The organism is Saccharibacillus sp. O23 (assembly GCF_002205895.1).
Taxonomy (GTDB): Bacteria; Bacillota; Bacilli; order Paenibacillales; family Paenibacillaceae; genus Saccharibacillus.
Genome location: NZ_NJDE01000002.1, coordinates 539,731 through 559,555 on the forward strand (window position 1 = coordinate 539,731; position 19,825 = coordinate 559,555).

Genomic DNA, 19,825 nt, shown 5'->3' on the forward strand with positions numbered 1-19,825 from the left:
GCCTCAGCTCCTGAACGCGATCTTGATCAAATTGCCGCTCGGATCCCGAAGATAGTCGGCGCTGTACGCATGACCCATCGCGATTCCCGAGGGGTTCAGCTCCGTATAGTCGTTTCCGGCCGCATACGGAACGCCGTCGACCTCGATATTCGCGTCGCCGGCATCGCCGTTTCGGATCATGAACAAGATTTGCGCCCCGGAATACGTCTGCCGATCTTCGGCTTCCAGAGTAGTCTGAATCTTGCCGCCGCCGCTCGCGTTCAGGCCGTATACCAACCGCGATGCGTTTTCGATCGATTGAACCGTCTGCGCCGCGTACGTGCAAGCCCCGATAAACAAAAAGAAAATCGCGGCCAACATCATAAAACTTCTTGCGTTCTCCATCTCGTCCCTCCGTTCGAAAGCGGCCCTCCGCGCGGTTTGAGGGCCTGCTTCCGCCTGCTCTTTGGTTTGACTTTTTCGCTGTTTTTATTTTGCCTGCGTGAACACGATCCCGCGCACCATATTGTTGGCGTCGCGCACGATCGAAGATTTGAATTTGCCCGAAGGATTGATGAAATTGTTATCCGCTTCGTTCATCGCCGGCACCAGATTCGCGTTTTTGGTCTCGCCCGTAATGACGCCCGTCGTCTGATTGAATTGGCTGCCGTAATAAGTCGTGCCCCCTTTGCCGGTCTGCACGTATACGCCGAACTGATCTTCGCCGCTGTATTGGCGCACGGCGTTCATGACCTGGCTGCCGGAAAGGGTCGTATTCTCGTAAATATTGAAGCGGGTCTGCGAGAGCTGCGTCTGGATCGAAGAGAACTGCGTCTGTCCTTCTTTGGCCGCATCCTGCGAAGAGATGAAAATAATGACGACCGTCGTGATCAGCGCGAGCGTCAGAAAAATACCTGCGGCGAGTTTCAAACCCGAAGTTGCATTGCTTCCCATATGAATAGTCCTCTTTTCGTTTTAAATTTGTCCCAGTTGGGCGATCAAATCTTTCATCTGCATAAACGATACGTACAAGAACGGCACGATAATATAGGCGCCGAGCATGAACATGATCGGCGCGAATCCGATATCGCGTCCCCAATTGGCTTTGCTTTCGATCAAACGATCCATCGTTTCTTTTTTCTGTTCGCGATAATACTCCTGTTCCGCTTCCAGATCGTCGAACGCTTCGCGGATCGAGATCCGCTCCAACGCGTTTTCGAATCGTTCGATCAAGCGCACGAACGGCGGAAAAGGCGCTTCGCGTTTCAGTTCTTCGAGAGCTTTGGCCGATCCGCCGTCGAAGCCGAGCAGGCAGCGTTGAAGCGCCGGCTTAAATAAGATCGCGAATCTCTCGAGCCATTCCAGCATCGTCTCCACGTTCATGCGGTCGAACTGGCTTAAGATCGAGATCAGCATACGAAATTGATCGACTTCGCTTTGCATTTCCATTCCTCGCATTTTGCGCTGGAAAAGCATGATGCCGACAGGCAAGTGATAAGCGGCGGCTCCGGCAGCCACGGCGATCAGCAGCTCCCACCATTTCAAGTATTCGCCGTCCAGTTTGCGCAGCTTTTCCGTAATGCGCATGCCGGCTTCGTTCCGTTTGATGTCGTTCCATCCCGCTTCGGCCTTTTCCGCGACAAGTCCTTGCACTTGTTCTTCCCAACGACCGCTTCGGACATCGACTTCGTTCATGATTTTTCGGTCGAATTCCGTACGCAGACGCGCTTCTTGTTGGTCTTTGTCGTTCACCCTGCCGAGCATCAGCCCGCCTTGCTCATAAGTCGGCGCATTCTTGATCCGCTGGATCTGCCCCGTATGAACGGCGGCGAACATGCCCAACATCAGAAGTCCCGACAACAAGGCGACCGTCAAGCGGCGAACCGTCAACCACTCGACCGTAAGCGGAGAATTCGATTCCCCGATCAGTTTGGACAACCGGTAGCGCGATTTGGTGTACGGGCCGGGAACGAACGGAGCGACCGGATAGCGGACCCCCCGATATTCGTACAGCTTTTTCTCCCAGCGAAACCCGCTCGGCTTAGGCGCATATCGGGATTCCTCCGTCTCGGCCAGCTTGCGGATCAGCACGTAGGCCAGAACCGCGATCGCGTAAAGCAGCAGCTTGGCGGCGCTCCCCAGCCGACTTCCGTAGAATTCCGCCATGACCGGAAAATACTTCTCGGCCCAACGCTGAAGCGGAAACGAGAGCAGGATCGGGGCCAGCGCGATGATCGTCAAGCTGCTCAATTGGTAGCTCAACCGCTGCCGGCGCAGCAGGTCGAAATTGATATCCTGAATAAAACGGCTGACGGCATTCAGATACAGCGAGCCTTTGGCCGTCGCTTTGTCTCCGTATTCCGTAATCAGACGGGCGATGCCGGTAAAAATCTTCAGATAACGGTTAGGCGCGACTTCGTAATAAGCGGCAAGACTGCGATCCGGATCGCGCGCGGTGAGCACTTCATGAATCCGTTCCCCGTGCAGTTTCATATCGTGACCGGCAAGCTGCGCGGCTTCGTAGATCGCTTCGTCCGCCATTCGAGTCGCTTGAAATTGATGTCGGTTGTCTTCCAGAAAATCGCGGAAGTCTTTCAGCAATCGATTCTCTATGCGATGAACGAAGAAATCGATCATCATGCCGTTAAGCACAAGGCAGCCCATGATCCCGAGCAGCAGCGCCGGCAGGCTTCTTCCGATCAACGCAAGCGCCAGCAGCAGTCCGATCGCGATCAACAGAACCGCATAAGTGATTTTCATCGTTTCCCGTCTGAGCGTCAGTTCGTCGTACGGACCGATGACCGCCAGACGCTGACGGATTCGCCGGATCTGTCCGCCGAGGACCGGAATAGGCGCGAAACGAACGTAAGAGCGTTGATAGAACGGATTCAGCGAAGAACTCTCCCAAGCTCTGCCGCTTTGCCGACCCATCCAGCTTGCCGCAGGGTCGTTGCGGAGTTCGCCGGACTTCTTGCGCCGTCTCCATACGAACCATAACGCGAGAGGAACCAGATACAGCAGCAGCGCCAGCCCGATCAACAGCTTAAGATTCATGCGGGCTCACTCCCCCAATGCCGATCCAGAAACTCCAAGAATTCCGCCGCGTCCTCGCGCGACATGTTGACGGCCATACGTTCTACCGTTCCCGAGGTAGGCCGCCGGACCGGAACGTAAGCCCCGTCGCGAAATTCGATGATGTTCCGGGCTTCGAACGATCTTCCGGTCAATCGCCGATAATAATCGAGATTGGCGCGAGCCCATATTTTAAGAACCGAGGTCTCGTCCTGCTCGACGTCCAAACGGCGGACGAGTTCGGCAAAAGCTTCCTGATCCGCTTCAAGCGTCACGCATTCCGTCAGACGTTCGATATAACGGGTACCGTCCCGCTGCTTCTCCAAATGCACGTCGAACGCGATGACGCTGGCGACCTGCTCTTCCGCGATCCGTTCGTTCTGGAACGTGCCGGTCTTCAGCAGCGAGTTGCGCAGCGACCAGATCAGGTCTTTCAGCGTTTTGGCATGATGGCTGAATACCGTAAACTTGCTCGCGACCTGCGACATCTGCACCGCCCAGGCGGCTACCGGATCGGTCGCGACTTCGCCGAGGATATTGACGGTTCCGTCCGTTTTCTTCTGAAGATCCAACCCTTCTTGGCCGCCGATCTTCTCCGTCTCGCGAAAAGCCAACGTGTTACGCTCCGGATATAATCTGCGCAGATGGAGTTCGAACGCAAGCTCTTGGATCCGCAGATTGAACGTGCCGTAGATGGATTTGACCATCGCCATCAGCAGCGTCGTTTTGCCCGATCCTTGTTCGCCGGTTACGGCCGTGACCTGCGCGCCTTTCATCAGATAATCCAGCATCTTCATCGGCAGTTCCGCTCCGCTGATCCGGTCGGCGTTCAACAGACGTTCCAGACTCAAGTTCGGCAGATCGAATTTGCGAACGAAAAAAGCCCAGTTTTCCGCAAACGGAGGACGCACGACGACCACCCGCGAACCGTCCTGCATTTCGTTGACCATGTACGCTCTGGCTTCCGACAGCTGACCCGGACTGCCGAATCGGTAAATGTTCTGGCAGACCCTTTTCAATTCGAGTTCGCTGCCGAAACCGAGAAACGCCAGCCGAATCGATTTGCCGCGGTAGAAAATCCAGATGCTGTCGCAGCTTCGGTGACCCGAATCGGAGTCCTTATCGCGCATGGTTCGCATCAATTCGACTTCGTGATCCAATTCTCTCATTTCCGCCGGCAGGCCCGATACGCCTCCCGATACGCCGTCGATCGTTTGATCGCGCAGCTCGTCGATCGGACCGAACCCTTTGTACTGCTGGTAGACGCGCTGGACCACGATCTGCAGCTTGTCTTCGAAAGACAGGCGCGGCGCTTCGCGGCCGTAGATATCGCGAATCTCTTCCCCCGTGACGAGGTACGATTCGGTAGAGCCTTGCTCGATGACCGTTTTCAGCTCGGCAAGTCCGTAAGTCTCGATCAGGACGCTCAGCGCCTGCATCCCGTGTTCCCGTTTGTAGACATGCAGCAGAATATCGAATTTGTCGGTATCCGTCAGCAGCCTCTCCTGTCCGAACGGAAGAAGATGATCGATATTCGTTTCCGTCACGGCTCCGCCGCGCAGCAGCAGATCGGAAATAAACGATTTGACGTAAATCTTGTCCGCAAGACTGCCCGAATTGCACGATTTAAGCGCGCTTTTGAGTTCGGCCACGACGTTGCGGCGGCGTTCGAATTCTTCGCCCGTAAGGCCCAAATCCAGCAGATTGACATTGGTGAAATCGTTGATCGCCAACGTGACGTAAGTCTGCAAGCTCTCCATCGTAGGCAGTTCGGCTTCGCCGCCGCGAGCGCCGCCCGGCGCTTTGCGAAGCATGATCAACAGCCACGCCGAAAGACCGGCCAATATGACGACGATCAACAGCAGATTGATCCAATCCATAAGCTAGGAAACTCCCTTCGCCGCGTCTGCCTGTTTAAGCCTCGCGTTAATGTCGATTCCCTCGAGCAGAGTCTCGGCGGCGCGGCGGATCTCGGAAATGAAAGCGTAATGTTCGTGTCTGCGACTCAGCGAACGGCAGCGGGCGATAAACCCTTTGACATCCCCGTCGTTCACCGCATCGCGAAACGCCGAATCGTAAGGAACCGTCAATGCCGATTCCCGGCTTCCGTACTTGCGCAAAATGTTGGCGGCTTTATATTTGGATCGGGTATCGTAACCCGCGAACAAAAGCAGCTGTTTTTTGCCGCGCAGTTCTTCCGGCCGGCTTTCAAGGTCGAAATAGCGTTCCAGAACGCCCGCGTTCTGATTCAGGCAGACCACCACAAGATCCGCGGACGCCAACATTTGTTTTTCGATGCTTCCTTCCCCGTTTCCGGCATCCAACAGCACGCACTCGTAATCGCTTCGCGCATAGTCGTAAATGTTCCCGACCCGCTCGGCCGCTTCCTCCGCGTGCGGACGGCTGCCGTTTTCGAATCCGCGCAGCAGATCCAATCGGCCGGGCTCCAATGGCAGCGTATGATTGCGCACCGCTTCCCGTTCGAGTTTGCCGCTTCTCGCCAGCCGAAGCAGCGCGTCAAGCCCCGTTCCGGCGTTCACGGTCAACTCCCCGCCGGGCGCGGAACGAATCGAACGCGCGAATCCCCGTTCCAGCGCGGCATCCCGTCCTTGCGGTTGGGAGACTAGTGTCCGAATCCGATATTCGGCCCCGATCAATGCTGCGATCGCCGCCACAGAGGCTGTTGCTCCCGAACCGCGCCCTACGTTCCAAAAGGCGATTTGTCCCATTTTATTTGCTCCTCTCTGCTCTTTTCCACAGCTTGCGCGCTTCGCGTTCGTCGATTCCCAGCACGACGGCCGCAAGTTCTTGCACGACTTTTTTCAGATCGGGAGATATTCCTTTCATTCGCAGTCTTTCGGCGTATTGATTGGCGATTTTGACCGACAGATTGCGTTCGTCCGGGTAATAGACCATCCGCTTTTTCCATTCGATCGGAAAAGGTTCGAATTGTCCGTCGATATAGGCGTCTCCCGGTTCGTCCGCGCCTTCGATCATGATGCGGTGAAAAGCGTACCATTCGGCGACCGGACGTCCCGCGAAAAAGGCTTCCAACAGACGAAGGCTTCGTTGGAGCGACGTCTGTTCGCATCCCAGCAGTAGAAAGCGCAGATCCGTTTCGGGCAGCATCGCCAAGCGGCCTGCATGATCGGTATCGTACAGAACCACATCGTAATCTTCGTCCTCGGCTTTTGCCGCAAGCGCTTCGCCCGCGTCATGTCCCAAAGAGCGAAACGGCGTCCAGATTTCGAAGCCGTCGTATTCTCTCGGCTCTCCCGACACGTCCACGACCGGACAAGCGTATTCGTAATCGCTTCTGAGCGTAGCGTCGACGATCAAAGTCTTCTTCCCGCTCTCCGACAACGTTTTGGCCAGATAAAAGAGCAGGTCCGTCTTGTCTTTGTCTCCGACAAACAAGATTCGTTTCATCGATCTTCCTCCTCAATTCCCCGGCTGCGTATTCGCGTCCGATCCGTCCGTGAAAATCGGTTCTTCCTGCACGCCGGAATTCTGCGCAGCGGCTCCGGAACCGTCGACCGCGTCTTGCGCCGAATCGTTCGGAAGCAGCGAGTTTTCTTGCGTGCCCGGATTGATCGGGTTCAGGTTCGCTTTGTTGTTCAAGTATTTCTGAATGTCTTCCGGCGTAAGCAGATCCAATCCCGTTTCCAATTTCTCGCGCATCCGCCGCTCCAACTCGGTCTTGGCCCGTTCGACGATATTCGGATCGCTGTCGATCAGGTCGAGCACGCTCGCGTTGGCCGGATAAGTCACCGCTGCCGCGCGCTGGAGCCCCGGCTCGACGTAAGTTACCGAATAGATCGACGCATCGTTCAGATACGCGTCGACGATCGCGGACGACATCTTCAGGATCTCCTGCTCGTTCATGCGCAGCCAGACCGTTCCGGAAGACAGCTGCTCCGCTTTTTTCTTCGACAGCACGATAAAATCTTCGCCTGTCGGAAACTTCACGCGCACATCGACATACTCGCCGGTTTGCAGCCGGCTCGGCAGTTCGATCAAGCGAAACTCTTGATTCCGCAGATCGTCCGTCGTAGGCGCTCCTTCATACAGCATGGAGAAGCTTACCGGCGTATTCCGGGTCAAAGCCACTTTGGCGTAACGGCCTACGACGTCGCTCCGGGCAGGCAGGTCTTTCGGCGCGGCCGCCGCGTTCACCTGAACTTCCGTCAGATCGTCTTGTCCGATCTTTTCTCCCGCTTTTATATCGCGCGTAAGCGCATAAACCGGCACGCGTTCGGCATCCATAGCCGCGATACGCTGTTCGTATACGCTGCGCTCCGATTGGTATTTCTCTTCGATATGGCGCACGTACGGAATTCCCGCCGCCGCGCAGATCAGCAGAGCCGATGCGGCTCCTGCCGATGCGGCCATCCATTTTTGCCGCTGTCGAAATCTGATTCTTGCCATGCTTGGTCTCCCTTCGATTTGCGCTCGTCTTGATCAAAGTTCATGTTCGGCTCCAGCGTTTCCATAACGTTCGCCGTCCGCGCCCGCTGTAGAGCGCGCCGATCAGCGGCTCCAACTCTTCTCCAGCTTCTCCGCTGTAGGGATCGCTCAGTCCCGGCAGTCCGTATACCCGCTTATGGTTCAATCTGCGGCGCATCTCGCGCACCGCTTCTTCGGCGGCGAAAGGCAGGACATAGGTCCATTTGGGGCGTGCCCGCGCATGCTCCCGGCGAGCAAAATCGATCAATTCGCCGCTTCGCCATTCGCTCGCGGAACCGACGATCAGCGGAAAGTCCGCCCGCAGCAGCTCTTCGAAGTTGCGCGCTTCCGCGCAGACGCCCAGATCCAGCACCACATGCCGGTAACCGCGGCCGAACACTTCCGCCAGCGTCTCCCGATTCGCCGCCGGCCAATAATCGACCCCGCGAACGGCGAACGTCCGCCGTCCCCTCAGCGGCTCGCCTTCCCATTCGAGCGCGACGCGCTCGAACGCTCCGGCCGTTCGCTCCAGCTCGACGACCGCCGTGCGGCCGCTTCCTTCGCGCGCCAGCGCATGCGCCGCCGCAATCGCGAGATGCGTCGCGCCGCAGCCGCGGAACAAACCGAGCACCGCGACGGTCGATGTCCCGCCGCTGCCTCCCCCCGGCGCATTCCCTTCGGCTTCGGGGTCGGCCGGCGGCGAGATCAGCCGCTTCACTTCCGCGATGCCGCCGTATCTGTCCTCGCGGCTTCGGCTCAGCATCCGGCGGATAGCCGGCGCCGTCCACGGCGGCAGGTCGCGCCGCAGCGCGCGCTGCGCTTCCGGCGTCCACTCGCTGAAGCGGCCGCCGGTGCACAGATACAGCAGCACCGCGCCCAGCGCATACTGGTCGCTCGAAGGATCGCTTCGCCCCTCGTACTGTTCGGGCGCCGCGAAACCGATCGTGCCCAGCTTGACCGTGTCCGCGCTTCGCTCCGGACCCGCGCTGCGCGCGATGCCGAAGTCGATCAGCCGGATCTCTCCGTCCGTGCCGACCATCACGTTGCCCGGCTTCAAGTCGCGGAAGATAATCGGCGGATCCTGGGCGTGCAGATACTCCAATACCTCGCAGATTCGCAGCGCGAGCCCCGACAGAAATTCGGGATCGAGCTTCCATTGCGACTTCTTCGCGTATTCCTCCAGATTAGCCCCTTCGATATACTCCATGACCAGAAAGACTCTTCCTTCCGGATCGGGAGGAAAGAAATCGACGACCTGCGGCAGACCCGGATGACGCAAGCGGGTCAACATTCGCGCTTCGTTGCCGATTCGTTCGTAATCCGCCGTATCGGCCAACGTTTCTTTGATCGCCCAACGTTTGCCGGGAAGTTTGGCATCGGAAGCCAGATAGACCCGGCCCATTCCTCCGCTTCCCAACACGCGTTCCACTCGGTATCGCCCTCCGATAACGGCACTTGATTCCAGCTCCGGCGGATACGGCATACCTTTCACCCCTTTTCGCACAAAAAAAGAAAGCACCCCTCTCGAATAGGCCCGAAGACCGGATTCGTGAGGGATGCTTTCCCTTAATTGCCGTGCATATGATTTTGTGGTCATTATAACCTGATTGCTTGCTGGGTGTAAAGACCCGATTTTTAATACTTGATCATGTACAACGTAATTTCTTCGCGGTTATGGAACAATTGTTTAGCCCGTTGGACCTGCAAACGCGAATTTTCGAACGACGCGATGACCTCTTTGATCAAAGCCATCGGCTTTTTGTGCATCAGCTTGATCGTCACGATCGCCGTACCGCCCGGCGTCAGCGCATGCAGCAGATCGCCGACCAACTGGACCATCAGTTTGGGACTCCAGCTCATATCGCAAACGAGCAGATCGAACTCGTTGTCGCGGAACTTGACCTCGCTCGCATTCTTGCGGATATACGTCAAATTCGAGTGCTTCAACAACGACGGATGCAGCTTGGCCGGATCGACTGCCGTGACTTTGAGGCCGCGCTCCAGCAGCAGGGAAGTCCATCCGCCGGGAGCCGCTCCGATATCCACCGCGCTGCGGTAAGCCGACAGATCGAGCCCGAATTCGCGCTCCGCTTCCAACAGTTTGAATTTGGCCCGCGAGAGTTGGCCTTCTTCCCGGCGGAAGCGCACGGCGCCGCCGCTCCAATCGGACAAATTGTCTTCCGGACGCGAGACCCCCGCATAGACGGCATCGGCGGTCAGATAGATCGATACGATCCAGTCCGCATCGGCCGTTACGAATTCCGCTTCGGACGCGCGCAGCAGCTCTTCCGCCCATTCTTTGAGTTGAGGCACGCCGTCTCCTCCGGCGCCTTCGCTTTTGCGAACTTGCAAGGCCGCTCGCGCTCCCGCATGCAGCAGTCCCGTTTCCGACACGAAAGCAGCGGCTTCGCCGAGAAGTTCTCCCGCGTTTTCTCCCGTTCGTTCGAATTGAACCGGTTGAATATGGCGCAAGAAGATCGGACGGCTGTCCGCGATCTTGCGCACCGCTTCTTCCGAAGAAACGTTCAACTTGACGAGCAGCACTTCGCGATCGCTCAATATGCTGCTTTTAACCGATCCGAACAACCGACGCAGTTCTTCCTGCGCGTAAGCCGCAAAGTCTCGGTTCGCCGTGCAGATGAACAGGCTCTCCTCGTTTTTCGACTCGTCTCCCGATTCTTTCGTTTCTGCTTGTGCTTCTTCTTGCGTGTCTTCCCGCTCGTTTTCCCATTCGTTTTCGCTCAAAATCCTTTAACCTCCACGGACGGCTTGGATGCCGTTCCTTTTGTTTGCCGTTCTCTATCCGGCGGAATCTTCGATGAAATCAAGCAGCCGGGGCACGGATCGCATGGCGTAAACGGTACGCGGCTCCCGGTTCCCCGGCTCGAACACGCTCAGCGAAGGCGTGCTGCCGATTCGGTAACGTTCGATAAAAGCCGGCGCGAAGTTCAGATCAAGCGCGTAAATATCGATGTCGGACCGCATTTGTTCCACGACTTCCAACATTCGACGCGCCGCTTTGCAAGTCCCGCAAAACGGCGTATGCCCGAATACGATGATCTGCCGTTCGCCGGCTTCGATCCATCCGCCCAGTTCTTTTTCCGTCGTTTCTCTCATTCCGCCGATTCGCTCGCGACGCGTCTCAAGACTTCGTCGGGCATCTGTCCGCGGTGCAGCACCACGTCGTCCGGCTTGCCCGCATATAACGTCTGGTACATGCTTCTTCGTCCGTATTCGCTCGAAGTGTGCAGATAGATCTCGCGCGGAAACGTTCCGTTCGCCACGATTCGCGCCGCCACTTCGCTTCCGCTCAATTCGCCCGGACCCATCTCGTGATCCAGCGACAGAATGCCGACTTCGCATTCTTGCAGCATCAACAGGCATTCTTCGCCCGTGCGCGCGAGCGCGAAGCCGTCGGGGCACGGACGCCAATCGTCCATATACAGATGAATCTTAGGTTTGCTTTGCGTATTCGTCACGTCATCGCTCCTTCCCGTAACAGCCGTTCCGATCCGAACGATCAGGAAAATACCGGCGTTTGTTCATACTGGCATTGCGGACAGTAATAAGCCTTTTTCCCCGATACGTCCATCTTCTCGACCAGGGCGCCGCCGTCCGTGCAAGGTTGCCCTTCGCGTTCGTACACCCGGCACTGCGGCAGATAACCGCCCGTTACCGTATCGTCCGCGTGCAGCGGCACTTGGATGCAGCCGCCGGCGTCGATCGCCGCCGCAAGCACGCTTTCCAGCGCTTCGTATAGACGAGCGGCGCTTTCCCCGTTCAGATCCTGCACTTTGACCGAAGGCAGAAGGCCTGCGGCAAACGCGATCTCGTCCGCGTAACGCGGGCCGATTCCTCCGACCAACTTCTGTCCGGTCAACGTGCTGCGCAGCGCGCCGCGGCGCTTCTTGAGTTGGGTCACGAAATACTCCGGCGTAACCAGACGGGTAAACGGATCGGGGCCGAGCGACTTGAAGACGTCGTCCAAGCCGCGAACGGTCAGCAAGCGAAGAACGCTGCCCCGGCCGGCGATATACAGCGTACGATCGCCGAATCCGATCTCCGCCTGCGCGTCGAACGGCGGTTGTTCTTCGCCTTCTCCGCAGTACAAAGCTCCGTCTTTGGACAGCGCGATCAGCAGACGATGCCCGTTATCCAGATGGAAAATGAGAAAAGTGCCGCGGCGTTCCAAGAAAAGCAAACTTCTGCCTTCCAGAGCGGCAGCGAACTCTTCCGGCGTCACGTCGATGCTGCGCGCATTGTTCAAGCCGATCCGATCGATCGGCCGATCCAGAATCCATTGTCCCAGTTGTCTGCGATAGTGCTCGATTTCCGGCAGTTCCGGCATAAATATCGTCCCTTTCTTTTTTCATGTTAGATAGTGTGCGTTATTGACCCAACACCCATTCCCGAACATCCGCAAGATTGGATTTGATCAGATCCGGTTCGACGCCCGACAAACTCTTATGCCGTTCGAAGTTATGAGGAGTCGTGACGCCTTCTTCGGTCAGCAGCAGCAGCGAGCGGCAGCCCGAATCGTTTCCGGCCTTGATGTCCGTCATCATGTTATCGCCGATGACCGTGACCTGCGAAGCGCCGACCCCTAGCAAATCGAAAGCGAAATTCATCAGGATCGGCGACGGTTTTCCGATTATCGCAGGTTTGATGCCCGTCATCGCTTCCAGCGAAGCTCCCAACGTTCCCGCGCCGGGCATCAGCCCTCCTTCGGAAGGAAGCAGCAGATCGGGGTTGGTCAACACGAATTCCGCGCCCGAGAGAATCCAACGGCCGGCGCGGGCCAATTTCTCGTAAGAGAATTCGCGGTCGATGCCTTGAAGCACGTAATCCGGACATCCTGTTTCGTCGTCGAACAGACGCAGTCCGGCCGCGGCAGCCGCTCCGCGCAATCCCGCTTCGCCGAATACGGCGACGCTTCCTCCCGGCTTGCGTCCCGCGATATAAGCGGCAGCCGCCATCGAAGAGGTACATACCTGTTCGGCTTTGGCCGGGATTCCCATCTTGTTCAGCCTGAGCGACACCGCTTCGGGCGCGGCCGACGAATTGTTGGTCAAGAACAGGAACGGAATCCCTTTTTCGTTCAACGCGGAGATCAGCTCGTCCGCGCCGGGAACCATGCGCGTCCCGTGATACAGCGTTCCGTCCAAATCGATCAATAAAGCATTACGGCTCGGCATCTGACTTCATTCCTTTTCGGGTTCTTGCGCAGCTCGAATCGGGTACGTCTCGTGTTCGATCGCGAGCTGCGTGTTCGGAAACACGGCTCTTGCTTCCGCAAGCAGCGGCTCAAGCTGTTCGGCATCTTTGTAACGGGAGCTGAAATGCGTCAAGACGAGTTCGCCTACGCCCGCGTTTCGGGCCGCTTCCGCCGCTTGAACAGCCGTGCTGTGGTAGTATTTGTGCGCGAGATCGGCAAATTCGTCCGTAAACGTGGACTCGTGAACGAGCATGTCGGCTCCCAGAGCAAGAGGATGGATGCCCGAGGTCGGACGCGTATCGCCGAGAATCGTGACGATCCGGCCGCGCTTCGGCGCGCCGAGCACTTCGTTCGGGGTAATGGTGCGTCCGTTCACGGTAATGCTCTCTCCGCTTTTAAGCTTACCGTATTCCGGTCCCGGACGCACGCCCCATTCCCGCAAAAGTTCCATATTAAGACTTCCCGGACGATCTTTTTCCGTGACGCGATACCCGTAACTTTCGATCCGGTGCTCCAAAGCTCCCGCTTCGACCCGGATCTGGTGATCCTCGAAGACGACGCCGCCTTCGTGTTCGACGATATCAAGTCCGAAATCGATTCGGCTCTGCGTGGTGCCCAGAGTCACTTCGAGAAACTGCCGAATCCCCTTCGGACCGTATACCGTCAACGGAGAAGTTCCTTCCTGCGAAGCCCGACTCGACAGAAGCCCGGGCAGGCCGAAAACATGATCCCCGTGCATATGCGTGATAAAAATTTTCTCCAAGCGGCCCAATTTGAGCGGCGAACGCAGAATCTGATGCTGCGTGGCTTCTCCGCAATCGAACAGCCAAGAGCTGCGTCGTTCTTCCAACATGCGGAGCGCGATCGATGTGACATTGCGCTGTGTGGTCGGCAGTCCCGCATTGGTGCCGAGAAAATAAAGTTCCACGGCCGCACTCCCCTTTCTGCATCTTTAAATGTACTTCAATACCCGAATCCGAATAGCCGTAATCGCTCGAGGGTCTGATCGGATCAAGCACAAAAAAGTCCGCCCGCCGCAGCGGGCGGACGGAAAACCGTATCGCCGATTCCTCAGGAAACGCGGATTCCCGCCAGTTCGGGCAGGTCGCGCAGCGTGTCGATTTGGTAGACCGGCACGATGCCGGAATGCGGCGGGCGGCCTACGCGGTTGATCCATACGGACGGAATGCCCGTATCGAGCGCGCCGCGAATATCCGTGCTCTGCTTGTCGCCGACCATCAGCGCTTCTTCCGGCGCGACGCCCAGCAGATCAAGCGCATGACGGAAGATCGACGTATCCGGTTTGCCTTTGCCGAACGTGCCCGAGATCACGATATGATCGAAATAAGGCACGAGCTGCGGCACGCCGTCGAGCTTCTCCTGCTGAAGCGACGGGCATCCGTTCGTCAGCAGCAGCAGCTTGACGCGGCCTTTGAGCTCGTCAAGCACTTCGTAAGTCTCTTCGTAGACGTGCGGACGCTTGCGGCGCTCCGCGGCGAACATCGTCGACAATTCGAGCGCAAGCGCTTCGTCTTCGACGCCCAGATCCGCCAAACCTTGACGCCAAGCTTCTTTGCGGTAGACCGGCGCGATTTCTTGAAGTTTGCGGAATTCCGGCTGTTCGCCTTTGTCGAAGTTGGCCCAGAGTCCTTCGAACGGGCTGATGCCGATCATCTGGGTAAACGGGAACGTCTCGTATGTCGCATACAAATCGCGGGCGCGCTGCCGCACGGCCGCTTCAAGCGCCGCCGCGTCGATGCCCGTCCGGCTTGCCGCTTCCGCGGAGGCTGCTTCAAAAGCTTCTTTTACGCTGCGCTCGTCCCACAGCAGCGTATCGTCCAAATCGAAGATTACCGCTTTTACCGTCGTTTCTACCGTCATTCGTTCTCCCTCGCTCTTCCCTATAATCTGGATCCTCTGGTTCGTACGGACGGCGCCTTCTATACGCCGCTCCGTTCCAACGCTATTTCTTTTCGACCGGGATGTTATGCTGTTCGGCGAACTGCATCACGCGCGCGGCGATCTCTTCCGTCTTGTACATTTTCAGGAAACGGGAAAAGATCCAATTGGCTCCTTTGCCGCGGGTTTCCACCGTCACGTACCCTTTTTCGATACGGAATTTGGCGATATCGCCGGCCATGACCATACGGTCCCGTCCGAAGCGCATCGTGGTCAGACGATCTTTGCCCACGCGCAGGAACGGACGGCGCAGGAAAATGATGACGGCCAAGATCAGATACATCACGATGATGAACCAATACGAAGTGCCCGAGGCTTCTTTGACCCCGGAGTTTTGCGCCGCGACCGTAATAATGGTCAGGAAGACGGCGATGATCAGCAGAAAAGCGGGAAACATGTAGTTTCTGCCTTTGAACGTATCGTACTGCTGCACGCCGGCTCCGCCGGAAGTACCGATACGCTCTTGGCCCGTTTTCTGTCTCAGAACGTTGGCTTTCTGCTGATTTTTGCGGACCTGTCTCTCCCAAGAACGGGACATTCCTTTTCCCCCTTAACGATAGGTTGAAGCTGTATACAAGAAAAGCTTGCCGATCGCGGCACTCCCTGTCCGCGAACCGGCAAGCCGTTTCCGTTTCGGTGAAGCGCTTGCCGTTCGTGCCCGGCATTCGCAGGATCAATTCGCGCCCGAGCCGCTGCCCGGCTCGTCTTCGACCCAGCGGATCGAATCAAGCTCTTGACGGAAGTTGCGTCGAACGTTGCCAAGATAAATCTCGCGAAGTTTGGCGCGTTCCGCATGTTCCTCTTCGTTCAATCCTTCTTGTTTATGTTTACGGGCCAGTTCGTTGATCCGGCCTACCAGTTGATCGATATCCATTGCTACCTCCTTGTAACCGTACTTCTTTATACTTTCACATGAAAAAAAGAGCTTGTCAAGGTGAATACCTTGCAAACTCTTCGTTATATAGAGGCCGCGCCTGTACTCGGTTACTCCCCGTCACAGACCGGTTCGGGCGGCCGTCAAAAATTCGGAAGGATCAACTCGTCGCCGACATGAATTTCGCTGCCGCTCAATCCGTTCTTCTGACGGATTCCGGTGATGAAGATTCGGGTATCCGCTCCTTCGGGCTTATAGCTTTCCGCGATCGACCATAAGGTGTCCCCCGGCGAAACGATGACGCTCTGCGGATCCGCGATCGCTTTGTCGCTTTGAAGGGCATGCACCACTCCGGTTCCCGCGAACAATCCGATCAGCACGAACAGCAGCAATCTGACTCTGGCCGTTCCCGAACGGTTCAACCGATATTTCGGCAGTCCGAGTTTATGTAAAAAAGATGCGATCGAAAAAGACTGCTCGGCGTTCGCTTCTCGATTCGCGCCTGCCGTTTCGTAAATGCTCTTGTAAGTCGTATATTTTGGCATGTTCAACACTCTCCCAAACGTTTGTTCTGCCTTCTGCGAATAATATAGCACGAACATACGTTCATGGCAACAGGTTTTTGGAACGCGTGTTCGGGAAAATTTGTTCGCTTTTGGAACGAATGTTTGTACGAACGGCAGTTCTATGCTATAATTTGCGCGTATAGCATTCGTAATTACGCTTATCCTTTCCGGATGCTCATAAACGCTAAGACTATAACGATTAATGGATGGGGTTGATACGACATGTCGAAGATATCCATACGCCAACAGGCCATTCTGGAATTTATCCGCAATGAAGTAAAGTCCAAAGGATATCCGCCGTCCGTTCGCGAGATCGGCGAAGCCGTAGGGCTGGCTTCCAGTTCTACCGTTCACGGGCATCTGGACCGGTTGGAGAAGAAAGGTCTGATCCGTCGGGATCCGACGAAACCTCGCGCGATCGAGTTGCTCGGCTTGGAAGAGTCGGAGAGCAGCAATCTGTTCGCCGCAACGGTTCGCCGCGTTCCGGTCGTCGGCAAAGTAACCGCGGGCGTGCCGATTACGGCTACCGAGAACATCGAAGATTATTTCCCGCTTCCGCAGGCGATGGTCGGCGACGATCAAGTGTTCATGCTCTCCGTCGTCGGAGACAGCATGATCGAAGCGGGCATCAATAACGGGGATTACGTCGTCGTGCGCCAGCAGCAGACGGCCAACAACGGCGACATCGTCGTCGCGATGACCGACGAAGACGAAGCGACGGTGAAGACTTTCTACAAAGAGAAAGATCATATCCGTTTGCAGCCGGAGAATCCGACGTACGAGCCGCTTCGTCTGACGCATGTCACGATTCTCGGCAAAGTCGTCGGTTTGTTCCGCAACTTCCATTAAGAAACGAATATCGATCGTTTTCGACGCTCGTTTCCGATATCCGCGGACGTAAAAACTCCTCCGAAATTTTCGGAGGAGTTTTTTATGTAGTCGACTTTTGTCTTTTTTTGTTACACTCGAGTTCGGGGCATGTTCGCCTCTATTTCGTATCAAGAATAAGGAGAAAATTATGACCGATCTGATCAACATCGCTTTTATCGTGTGCGCGATTACCGCGATCCTGGGTTCCGCAGCCGTCTTCCTTCGCAAAAAAAAGCAAATTCGCCTCTTCTTCGGTTTATCTCTGCTCAGTCTGCTGATCGTCGTCGTTTTGATGGTTGCCTTGTCGGTATCGGGCGGGAGTTGATTCGAACGCCCTTCTGCTCTTGGCCCAACGATGATCGGTCGGCGGAAATCGGATCGATCTCGCCGTCCGCGGCCAGAACGAACCAAGGCAGCAGCGCGCTCGGTCCATAAGCTCTGCGAAGCAGCCCGATATGCCGCAGGGAGGATTTGTCATGCCAATGCAAATATCCGCCCTGCTCCAGATTGATCAGCGCAACGGTTACTTCCCGGAATGCGCCGCCGCTTCGGCGAATCAATTCCGTCATCGACAGTTTGCGAAACCGGCTCCAACGATGGCGGCGAAGCATTCCGAGCACTTTGTATTCCAAACGATTCATCTGCACAAACACACCCCCGTGAGGAACGTATGTTTGTATCATAACCGAACACGCGTTCTTTTGCTAGTTCTATCTTCTCGTTTCGGCCAAAAAAAGGACTTGAGTCGCAACCGACCCGGCATTCAGTTCGGAAGTTTCCCGTATACGTTCAAAGCGTCCCGAATATGGTTCGGTTTGGTGCGCGGATTTCCGGCCGCTCCGGCGCTCACCAACAGGTATTCTTTCCCGTTTTTGACCGCGATGGAAGCCAAGCATAAGCCGGCAGCCTGCGTATACCCCGTCTTTCCGCCCAAGATCCGGCCGCCTTTGAACTGAAGCGTGGGCGCGGTTTCGGACAGCGTGCTGCGGAACGTGATCCCTTTCGGATGGAGATTGGTCGCCCACGTCGAATACTTATGGGTGGTCGCGATTTTGCGGAAAGTCGGATTTTTGAGCGCGGCCGTCATCAGAATCGACATGTCTTTTACGGTCGTGTAATGATTCGCGTTCGGCAGCCCCGTGGAATTGACGAAGTTCGTATGCTTCATGCCGAGCTGTTTGGCTTTTTCGTTCATCTTTTTGGCAAACGCTTTCTCCGAGCCGGATACCGCGTAAGCCAATCCGATCGAAGCTTCCGCGCCCGAAGGCAGCAGCGAGCCGTGCAGCAGATCGATCGCTTTGACCTTCTCGCCCGCTTTGAATCCGGCCATCGAAGCGCCTTGACGCTTCAAATCGGGAAAAATGCTCGCGGGCAGCGTCGTTTTGGCTTGAAGATCCGGCAGATTTTCGATCGCTACCAGCGCCGTCATGATCTTGGTCATCGACGCGGGATAGATTTTCTGATTGATATTCTTCATCATCAGCGTGTCCCCGTCGTCAAGCGAGATCAAGATCGCGTTGGGGCTGTACAGACCGTTCGTAAACTTCGAGGTATACGCCGACAGCTCGATCGCCTGCTGCGGCACCGCCGCAACGGCCTGCGCCGACGCGCGTTCCGGGGCAGCGGCGGCCGAACTCAGGCAGACGGTTAGCGCCAATGCGGCCGCAGCCGCTCGGCTCGCGTTCGCCGCTCCTTTTTGCCATAGACGAGATATTCCGGGTTTCACTTCTCGCACGCCTCCTTGTTCTGTCGCTCGGTCAAGCCGCGCGCAGTTTTAAATCTCCCGCAGATAAACTTCGTGGATTCGATGGTCGCGCCCTTTTCTCAAAATCAGATCGGCGCGTTCGCGGGTCGGCAGGATGTTCTCGTTCAGATTCAGCAGGTTGATGCTTTCCCAGATCCGCGAAGCGCGTTCGACCGCCTCGGCTTTGCTGAGATCCGCATAACGGTGGAAATAAGACAAAGGCTCGCGGAAAGCCGTCTGCTGAAGCAGCAGGAATCGGTCGATGTACCAACCGCGAATATCGTCGGCATCGGCATCGATGTAAAGCGAGAAATCGAAGTAATCGCTGACGAATACCGGCTGCCGTTTGCTCACTTGCAGCACGTTGATTCCTTCGACGATCAGAATGTCCGGACTGTCGATCACCTCGAACTCGTCGGGCAGCACGTCGTACGTGATATGCGAGTACAGCGGAGCTTTCACATGGCGTTCGCCCGCGCGTACCCTGCCGAGAAAGTCGATGAGTTGTTTGGTATCGTAGCTCTCCGGAAAACCTTTTCGCGCCATCAGCCCTTTCTCTTCGAGCACCTGCGTCGGATACAAGAAACCGTCGGTCGTCACCAGATCGACTTTCGGATGATGTTCCCAGCGCGACAGCAGCGTTTTGAGCAGGCGGGCCACCGTGCTTTTCCCGACCGCTACGCTTCCGGCGATGCCGATGATAAACGGTTTGTTCGTCGGTTCGCAGCCCAAAAAAGCGCTCGTCACCTCGCGCAGGTACTGCGCCGCTCTCACTTTGAGATTGATCAGGCGCGTCAGCGGGATATAGATATCCTCCGCTTCGCGCAGCGAAATCTTGTCGTTGAGTCCTTTGATGCGTTCCAGTTCTTCTTCCGATAACAGCAGCGGAGTCCGGCTTCGCAATCCCGCCCACCTCTCTCGGTCGAACTCTTTATAATTTCCGTACATATTCATGGTAAGCCGATCCCTCACTCTGACATAGTACATCCAGTCTAACAAATTAAGCTAGTACCTTGTCAACACTAAAGGTGCTCGTTTTAAACATGTTAGTTTTCTGCTTTTTCGCTCTCGCTTCGCTTGCCTTGACTTCGGAAGAAACA

At 56.4% G+C, this 19,825-nt stretch carries 22 protein-coding genes; 1 reads left to right on the forward strand and 21 read right to left on the reverse strand.

Annotation, left to right across the window (positions count from 1 at the left end; translation table 11 throughout):
- Nucleotides 1–3 precede the first annotated feature (3 nt).
- From CDO73_RS03975 to CDO73_RS04060, 18 genes are all read right to left on the reverse strand, one after another.
- Nucleotides 4–384 (reverse strand): hypothetical protein, encoded by a 381-nt coding sequence (locus CDO73_RS03975; RefSeq protein ID WP_088487181.1) that lies wholly within the window; start codon nucleotides 382–384, stop codon nucleotides 4–6.
- An 84-nt stretch (nucleotides 385–468) separates the two neighbouring features.
- A complete protein-coding gene (locus CDO73_RS03980) occupies nucleotides 469–933 on the reverse strand; it encodes an ABC transporter permease (protein ID WP_088487182.1) in 465 nt (154 codons plus the stop codon).
- Between the two features lie 21 nt (nucleotides 934–954).
- Entirely contained in the window at nucleotides 955–3,033 is a 2,079-nt protein-coding gene (locus CDO73_RS03985) for a hypothetical protein (protein WP_088487183.1), read from the reverse strand.
- Nucleotides 3,030–4,931, reverse strand: a complete 1,902-nt coding sequence (locus tag CDO73_RS03990; protein ID WP_088487184.1) for an ATPase, T2SS/T4P/T4SS family — start codon at nucleotides 4,929–4,931, stop codon at nucleotides 3,030–3,032. Before CDO73_RS03990 ends, CDO73_RS03985 begins: the two co-directional genes overlap by 4 nt.
- A 3-nt stretch (nucleotides 4,932–4,934) precedes the next feature.
- The gene (locus tag CDO73_RS03995) at nucleotides 4,935–5,780 is read right to left on the reverse strand and encodes a hypothetical protein (protein WP_088487185.1); all 846 of its coding nucleotides are present in this window, start codon (nucleotides 5,778–5,780) and stop codon (nucleotides 4,935–4,937) included.
- A 1-nt stretch (nucleotide 5,781) separates the two neighbouring features.
- On the reverse strand, nucleotides 5,782–6,480 hold the full coding sequence (locus tag CDO73_RS04000) for a hypothetical protein (protein WP_088487186.1): 699 nt from the start codon (nucleotides 6,478–6,480) through the stop codon (nucleotides 5,782–5,784).
- A 12-nt stretch (nucleotides 6,481–6,492) separates the two neighbouring features.
- Nucleotides 6,493–7,479, reverse strand: a complete 987-nt coding sequence (locus CDO73_RS04005) for an SAF domain-containing protein (protein ID WP_088487187.1) — start codon at nucleotides 7,477–7,479, stop codon at nucleotides 6,493–6,495.
- Between the two features lie 40 nt (nucleotides 7,480–7,519).
- The gene (locus tag CDO73_RS04010; RefSeq protein ID WP_179218544.1) at nucleotides 7,520–8,926 is read right to left on the reverse strand and encodes a serine/threonine protein kinase; all 1,407 of its coding nucleotides are present in this window, start codon (nucleotides 8,924–8,926) and stop codon (nucleotides 7,520–7,522) included.
- 206 nt (nucleotides 8,927–9,132) lie between these two features.
- Nucleotides 9,133–10,143 (reverse strand): SAM-dependent methyltransferase, encoded by a 1,011-nt coding sequence (locus tag CDO73_RS04015; RefSeq protein WP_256972557.1) that lies wholly within the window; start codon nucleotides 10,141–10,143, stop codon nucleotides 9,133–9,135.
- 153 nt (nucleotides 10,144–10,296) lie between these two features.
- Nucleotides 10,297–10,614 carry a thioredoxin family protein gene (locus tag CDO73_RS04020; RefSeq protein ID WP_088487190.1) on the reverse strand — a complete coding sequence of 106 codons (318 nt, stop codon included), beginning with the start codon at nucleotides 10,612–10,614 and terminating at the stop codon, nucleotides 10,297–10,299.
- Complete coding sequence (locus CDO73_RS04025; RefSeq protein ID WP_256972548.1) at nucleotides 10,611–10,976, reverse strand: cyclic-phosphate processing receiver domain-containing protein; 366 nt, start codon at nucleotides 10,974–10,976, stop codon at nucleotides 10,611–10,613. The genes CDO73_RS04020 and CDO73_RS04025 overlap by 4 nt, the downstream gene beginning before the upstream one ends.
- 41 nt (nucleotides 10,977–11,017) lie before the next feature.
- A complete protein-coding gene (locus tag CDO73_RS04030) occupies nucleotides 11,018–11,845 on the reverse strand; it encodes an Fpg/Nei family DNA glycosylase (RefSeq protein ID WP_088487191.1) in 828 nt (275 codons plus the stop codon).
- A 40-nt stretch (nucleotides 11,846–11,885) separates the two neighbouring features.
- Nucleotides 11,886–12,692 (reverse strand): HAD-IIA family hydrolase, encoded by an 807-nt coding sequence (locus CDO73_RS04035; protein ID WP_088487192.1) that lies wholly within the window; start codon nucleotides 12,690–12,692, stop codon nucleotides 11,886–11,888.
- Between the two features lie 6 nt (nucleotides 12,693–12,698).
- Nucleotides 12,699–13,640, reverse strand: coding sequence for a ribonuclease Z (gene rnz / locus CDO73_RS04040; protein ID WP_088487193.1), 942 nt, complete (start codon nucleotides 13,638–13,640; stop codon nucleotides 12,699–12,701).
- Nucleotides 13,641–13,783: 143 nt separating this feature from the next.
- A complete protein-coding gene (locus CDO73_RS04045) occupies nucleotides 13,784–14,593 on the reverse strand; it encodes an HAD family hydrolase (RefSeq protein WP_088487194.1) in 810 nt (269 codons plus the stop codon).
- 82 nt (nucleotides 14,594–14,675) lie between these two features.
- Nucleotides 14,676–15,209 (reverse strand): methyltransferase, encoded by a 534-nt coding sequence (locus tag CDO73_RS04050; RefSeq protein ID WP_088487195.1) that lies wholly within the window; start codon nucleotides 15,207–15,209, stop codon nucleotides 14,676–14,678.
- Between the two features lie 135 nt (nucleotides 15,210–15,344).
- Nucleotides 15,345–15,545, reverse strand: coding sequence for a DUF896 domain-containing protein (locus CDO73_RS04055; RefSeq protein WP_088487196.1), 201 nt, complete (start codon nucleotides 15,543–15,545; stop codon nucleotides 15,345–15,347).
- A gap of 143 nt (nucleotides 15,546–15,688) precedes the next feature.
- Entirely contained in the window at nucleotides 15,689–16,090 is a 402-nt protein-coding gene (locus CDO73_RS04060) for a LysM peptidoglycan-binding domain-containing protein (protein ID WP_179218546.1), read from the reverse strand.
- Nucleotides 16,091–16,333: 243 nt separating this feature from the next.
- On the opposite strand from CDO73_RS04060, the gene lexA reads away from it, so the two are divergent.
- Nucleotides 16,334–16,960, forward strand: coding sequence for a transcriptional repressor LexA (gene lexA, locus CDO73_RS04065; protein ID WP_088487198.1), 627 nt, complete (start codon nucleotides 16,334–16,336; stop codon nucleotides 16,958–16,960).
- 287 nt (nucleotides 16,961–17,247) lie between these two features.
- On the opposite strand, the gene CDO73_RS26400 is transcribed toward lexA, so the two are convergent.
- From CDO73_RS26400 to coaA, 3 genes are all read right to left on the reverse strand, one after another.
- Nucleotides 17,248–17,628 carry a hypothetical protein gene (locus CDO73_RS26400; protein ID WP_143536065.1) on the reverse strand — a complete coding sequence of 127 codons (381 nt, stop codon included), beginning with the start codon at nucleotides 17,626–17,628 and terminating at the stop codon, nucleotides 17,248–17,250.
- A gap of 116 nt (nucleotides 17,629–17,744) precedes the next feature.
- Nucleotides 17,745–18,707, reverse strand: coding sequence for a D-alanyl-D-alanine carboxypeptidase family protein (locus tag CDO73_RS04070; protein ID WP_256972549.1), 963 nt, complete (start codon nucleotides 18,705–18,707; stop codon nucleotides 17,745–17,747).
- Between the two features lie 48 nt (nucleotides 18,708–18,755).
- Nucleotides 18,756–19,679, reverse strand: coding sequence for a type I pantothenate kinase (gene coaA, locus CDO73_RS04075; protein ID WP_088487199.1), 924 nt, complete (start codon nucleotides 19,677–19,679; stop codon nucleotides 18,756–18,758).
- Nucleotides 19,680–19,825 lie beyond the last annotated feature (146 nt).

What these genes read in the sequence shown, in the direction of transcription:
- CDO73_RS03975 (WP_088487181.1), bottom strand. Translation starts at nt 384, where the DNA reads ATGGAGAACGCAAGAAGTTTTATGATGTTGGCCGCGATTTTCTTTTTG.
- CDO73_RS03980 (WP_088487182.1), bottom strand. Translation starts at nt 933, where the DNA reads ATGGGAAGCAATGCAACTTCGGGTTTGAAACTCGCCGCAGGTATTTTT.
- CDO73_RS03985 (WP_088487183.1), bottom strand. Translation starts at nt 3,033, where the DNA reads ATGAATCTTAAGCTGTTGATCGGGCTGGCGCTGCTGCTGTATCTGGTT.
- CDO73_RS03990 (WP_088487184.1), bottom strand. Translation starts at nt 4,931, where the DNA reads ATGGATTGGATCAATCTGCTGTTGATCGTCGTCATATTGGCCGGTCTT.
- CDO73_RS03995 (WP_088487185.1), bottom strand. Translation starts at nt 5,780, where the DNA reads ATGGGACAAATCGCCTTTTGGAACGTAGGGCGCGGTTCGGGAGCAACA.
- CDO73_RS04000 (WP_088487186.1), bottom strand. Translation starts at nt 6,480, where the DNA reads ATGAAACGAATCTTGTTTGTCGGAGACAAAGACAAGACGGACCTGCTC.
- CDO73_RS04005 (WP_088487187.1), bottom strand. Translation starts at nt 7,479, where the DNA reads ATGGCAAGAATCAGATTTCGACAGCGGCAAAAATGGATGGCCGCATCG.
- CDO73_RS04020 (WP_088487190.1), bottom strand. Translation starts at nt 10,614, where the DNA reads ATGAGAGAAACGACGGAAAAAGAACTGGGCGGATGGATCGAAGCCGGC.
- CDO73_RS04030 (WP_088487191.1), bottom strand. Translation starts at nt 11,845, where the DNA reads ATGCCGGAACTGCCGGAAATCGAGCACTATCGCAGACAACTGGGACAA.
- CDO73_RS04035 (WP_088487192.1), bottom strand. Translation starts at nt 12,692, where the DNA reads ATGCCGAGCCGTAATGCTTTATTGATCGATTTGGACGGAACGCTGTAT.
- CDO73_RS04045 (WP_088487194.1), bottom strand. Translation starts at nt 14,593, where the DNA reads ATGACGGTAGAAACGACGGTAAAAGCGGTAATCTTCGATTTGGACGAT.
- CDO73_RS04050 (WP_088487195.1), bottom strand. Translation starts at nt 15,209, where the DNA reads ATGTCCCGTTCTTGGGAGAGACAGGTCCGCAAAAATCAGCAGAAAGCC.
- CDO73_RS04055 (WP_088487196.1), bottom strand. Translation starts at nt 15,545, where the DNA reads ATGGATATCGATCAACTGGTAGGCCGGATCAACGAACTGGCCCGTAAA.
- CDO73_RS04060 (WP_179218546.1), bottom strand. Translation starts at nt 16,090, where the DNA reads ATGCCAAAATATACGACTTACAAGAGCATTTACGAAACGGCAGGCGCG.
- lexA (WP_088487198.1), top strand. Translation starts at nt 16,334, where the DNA reads ATGTCGAAGATATCCATACGCCAACAGGCCATTCTGGAATTTATCCGC.
- coaA (WP_088487199.1), bottom strand. Translation starts at nt 19,679, where the DNA reads ATGAATATGTACGGAAATTATAAAGAGTTCGACCGAGAGAGGTGGGCG.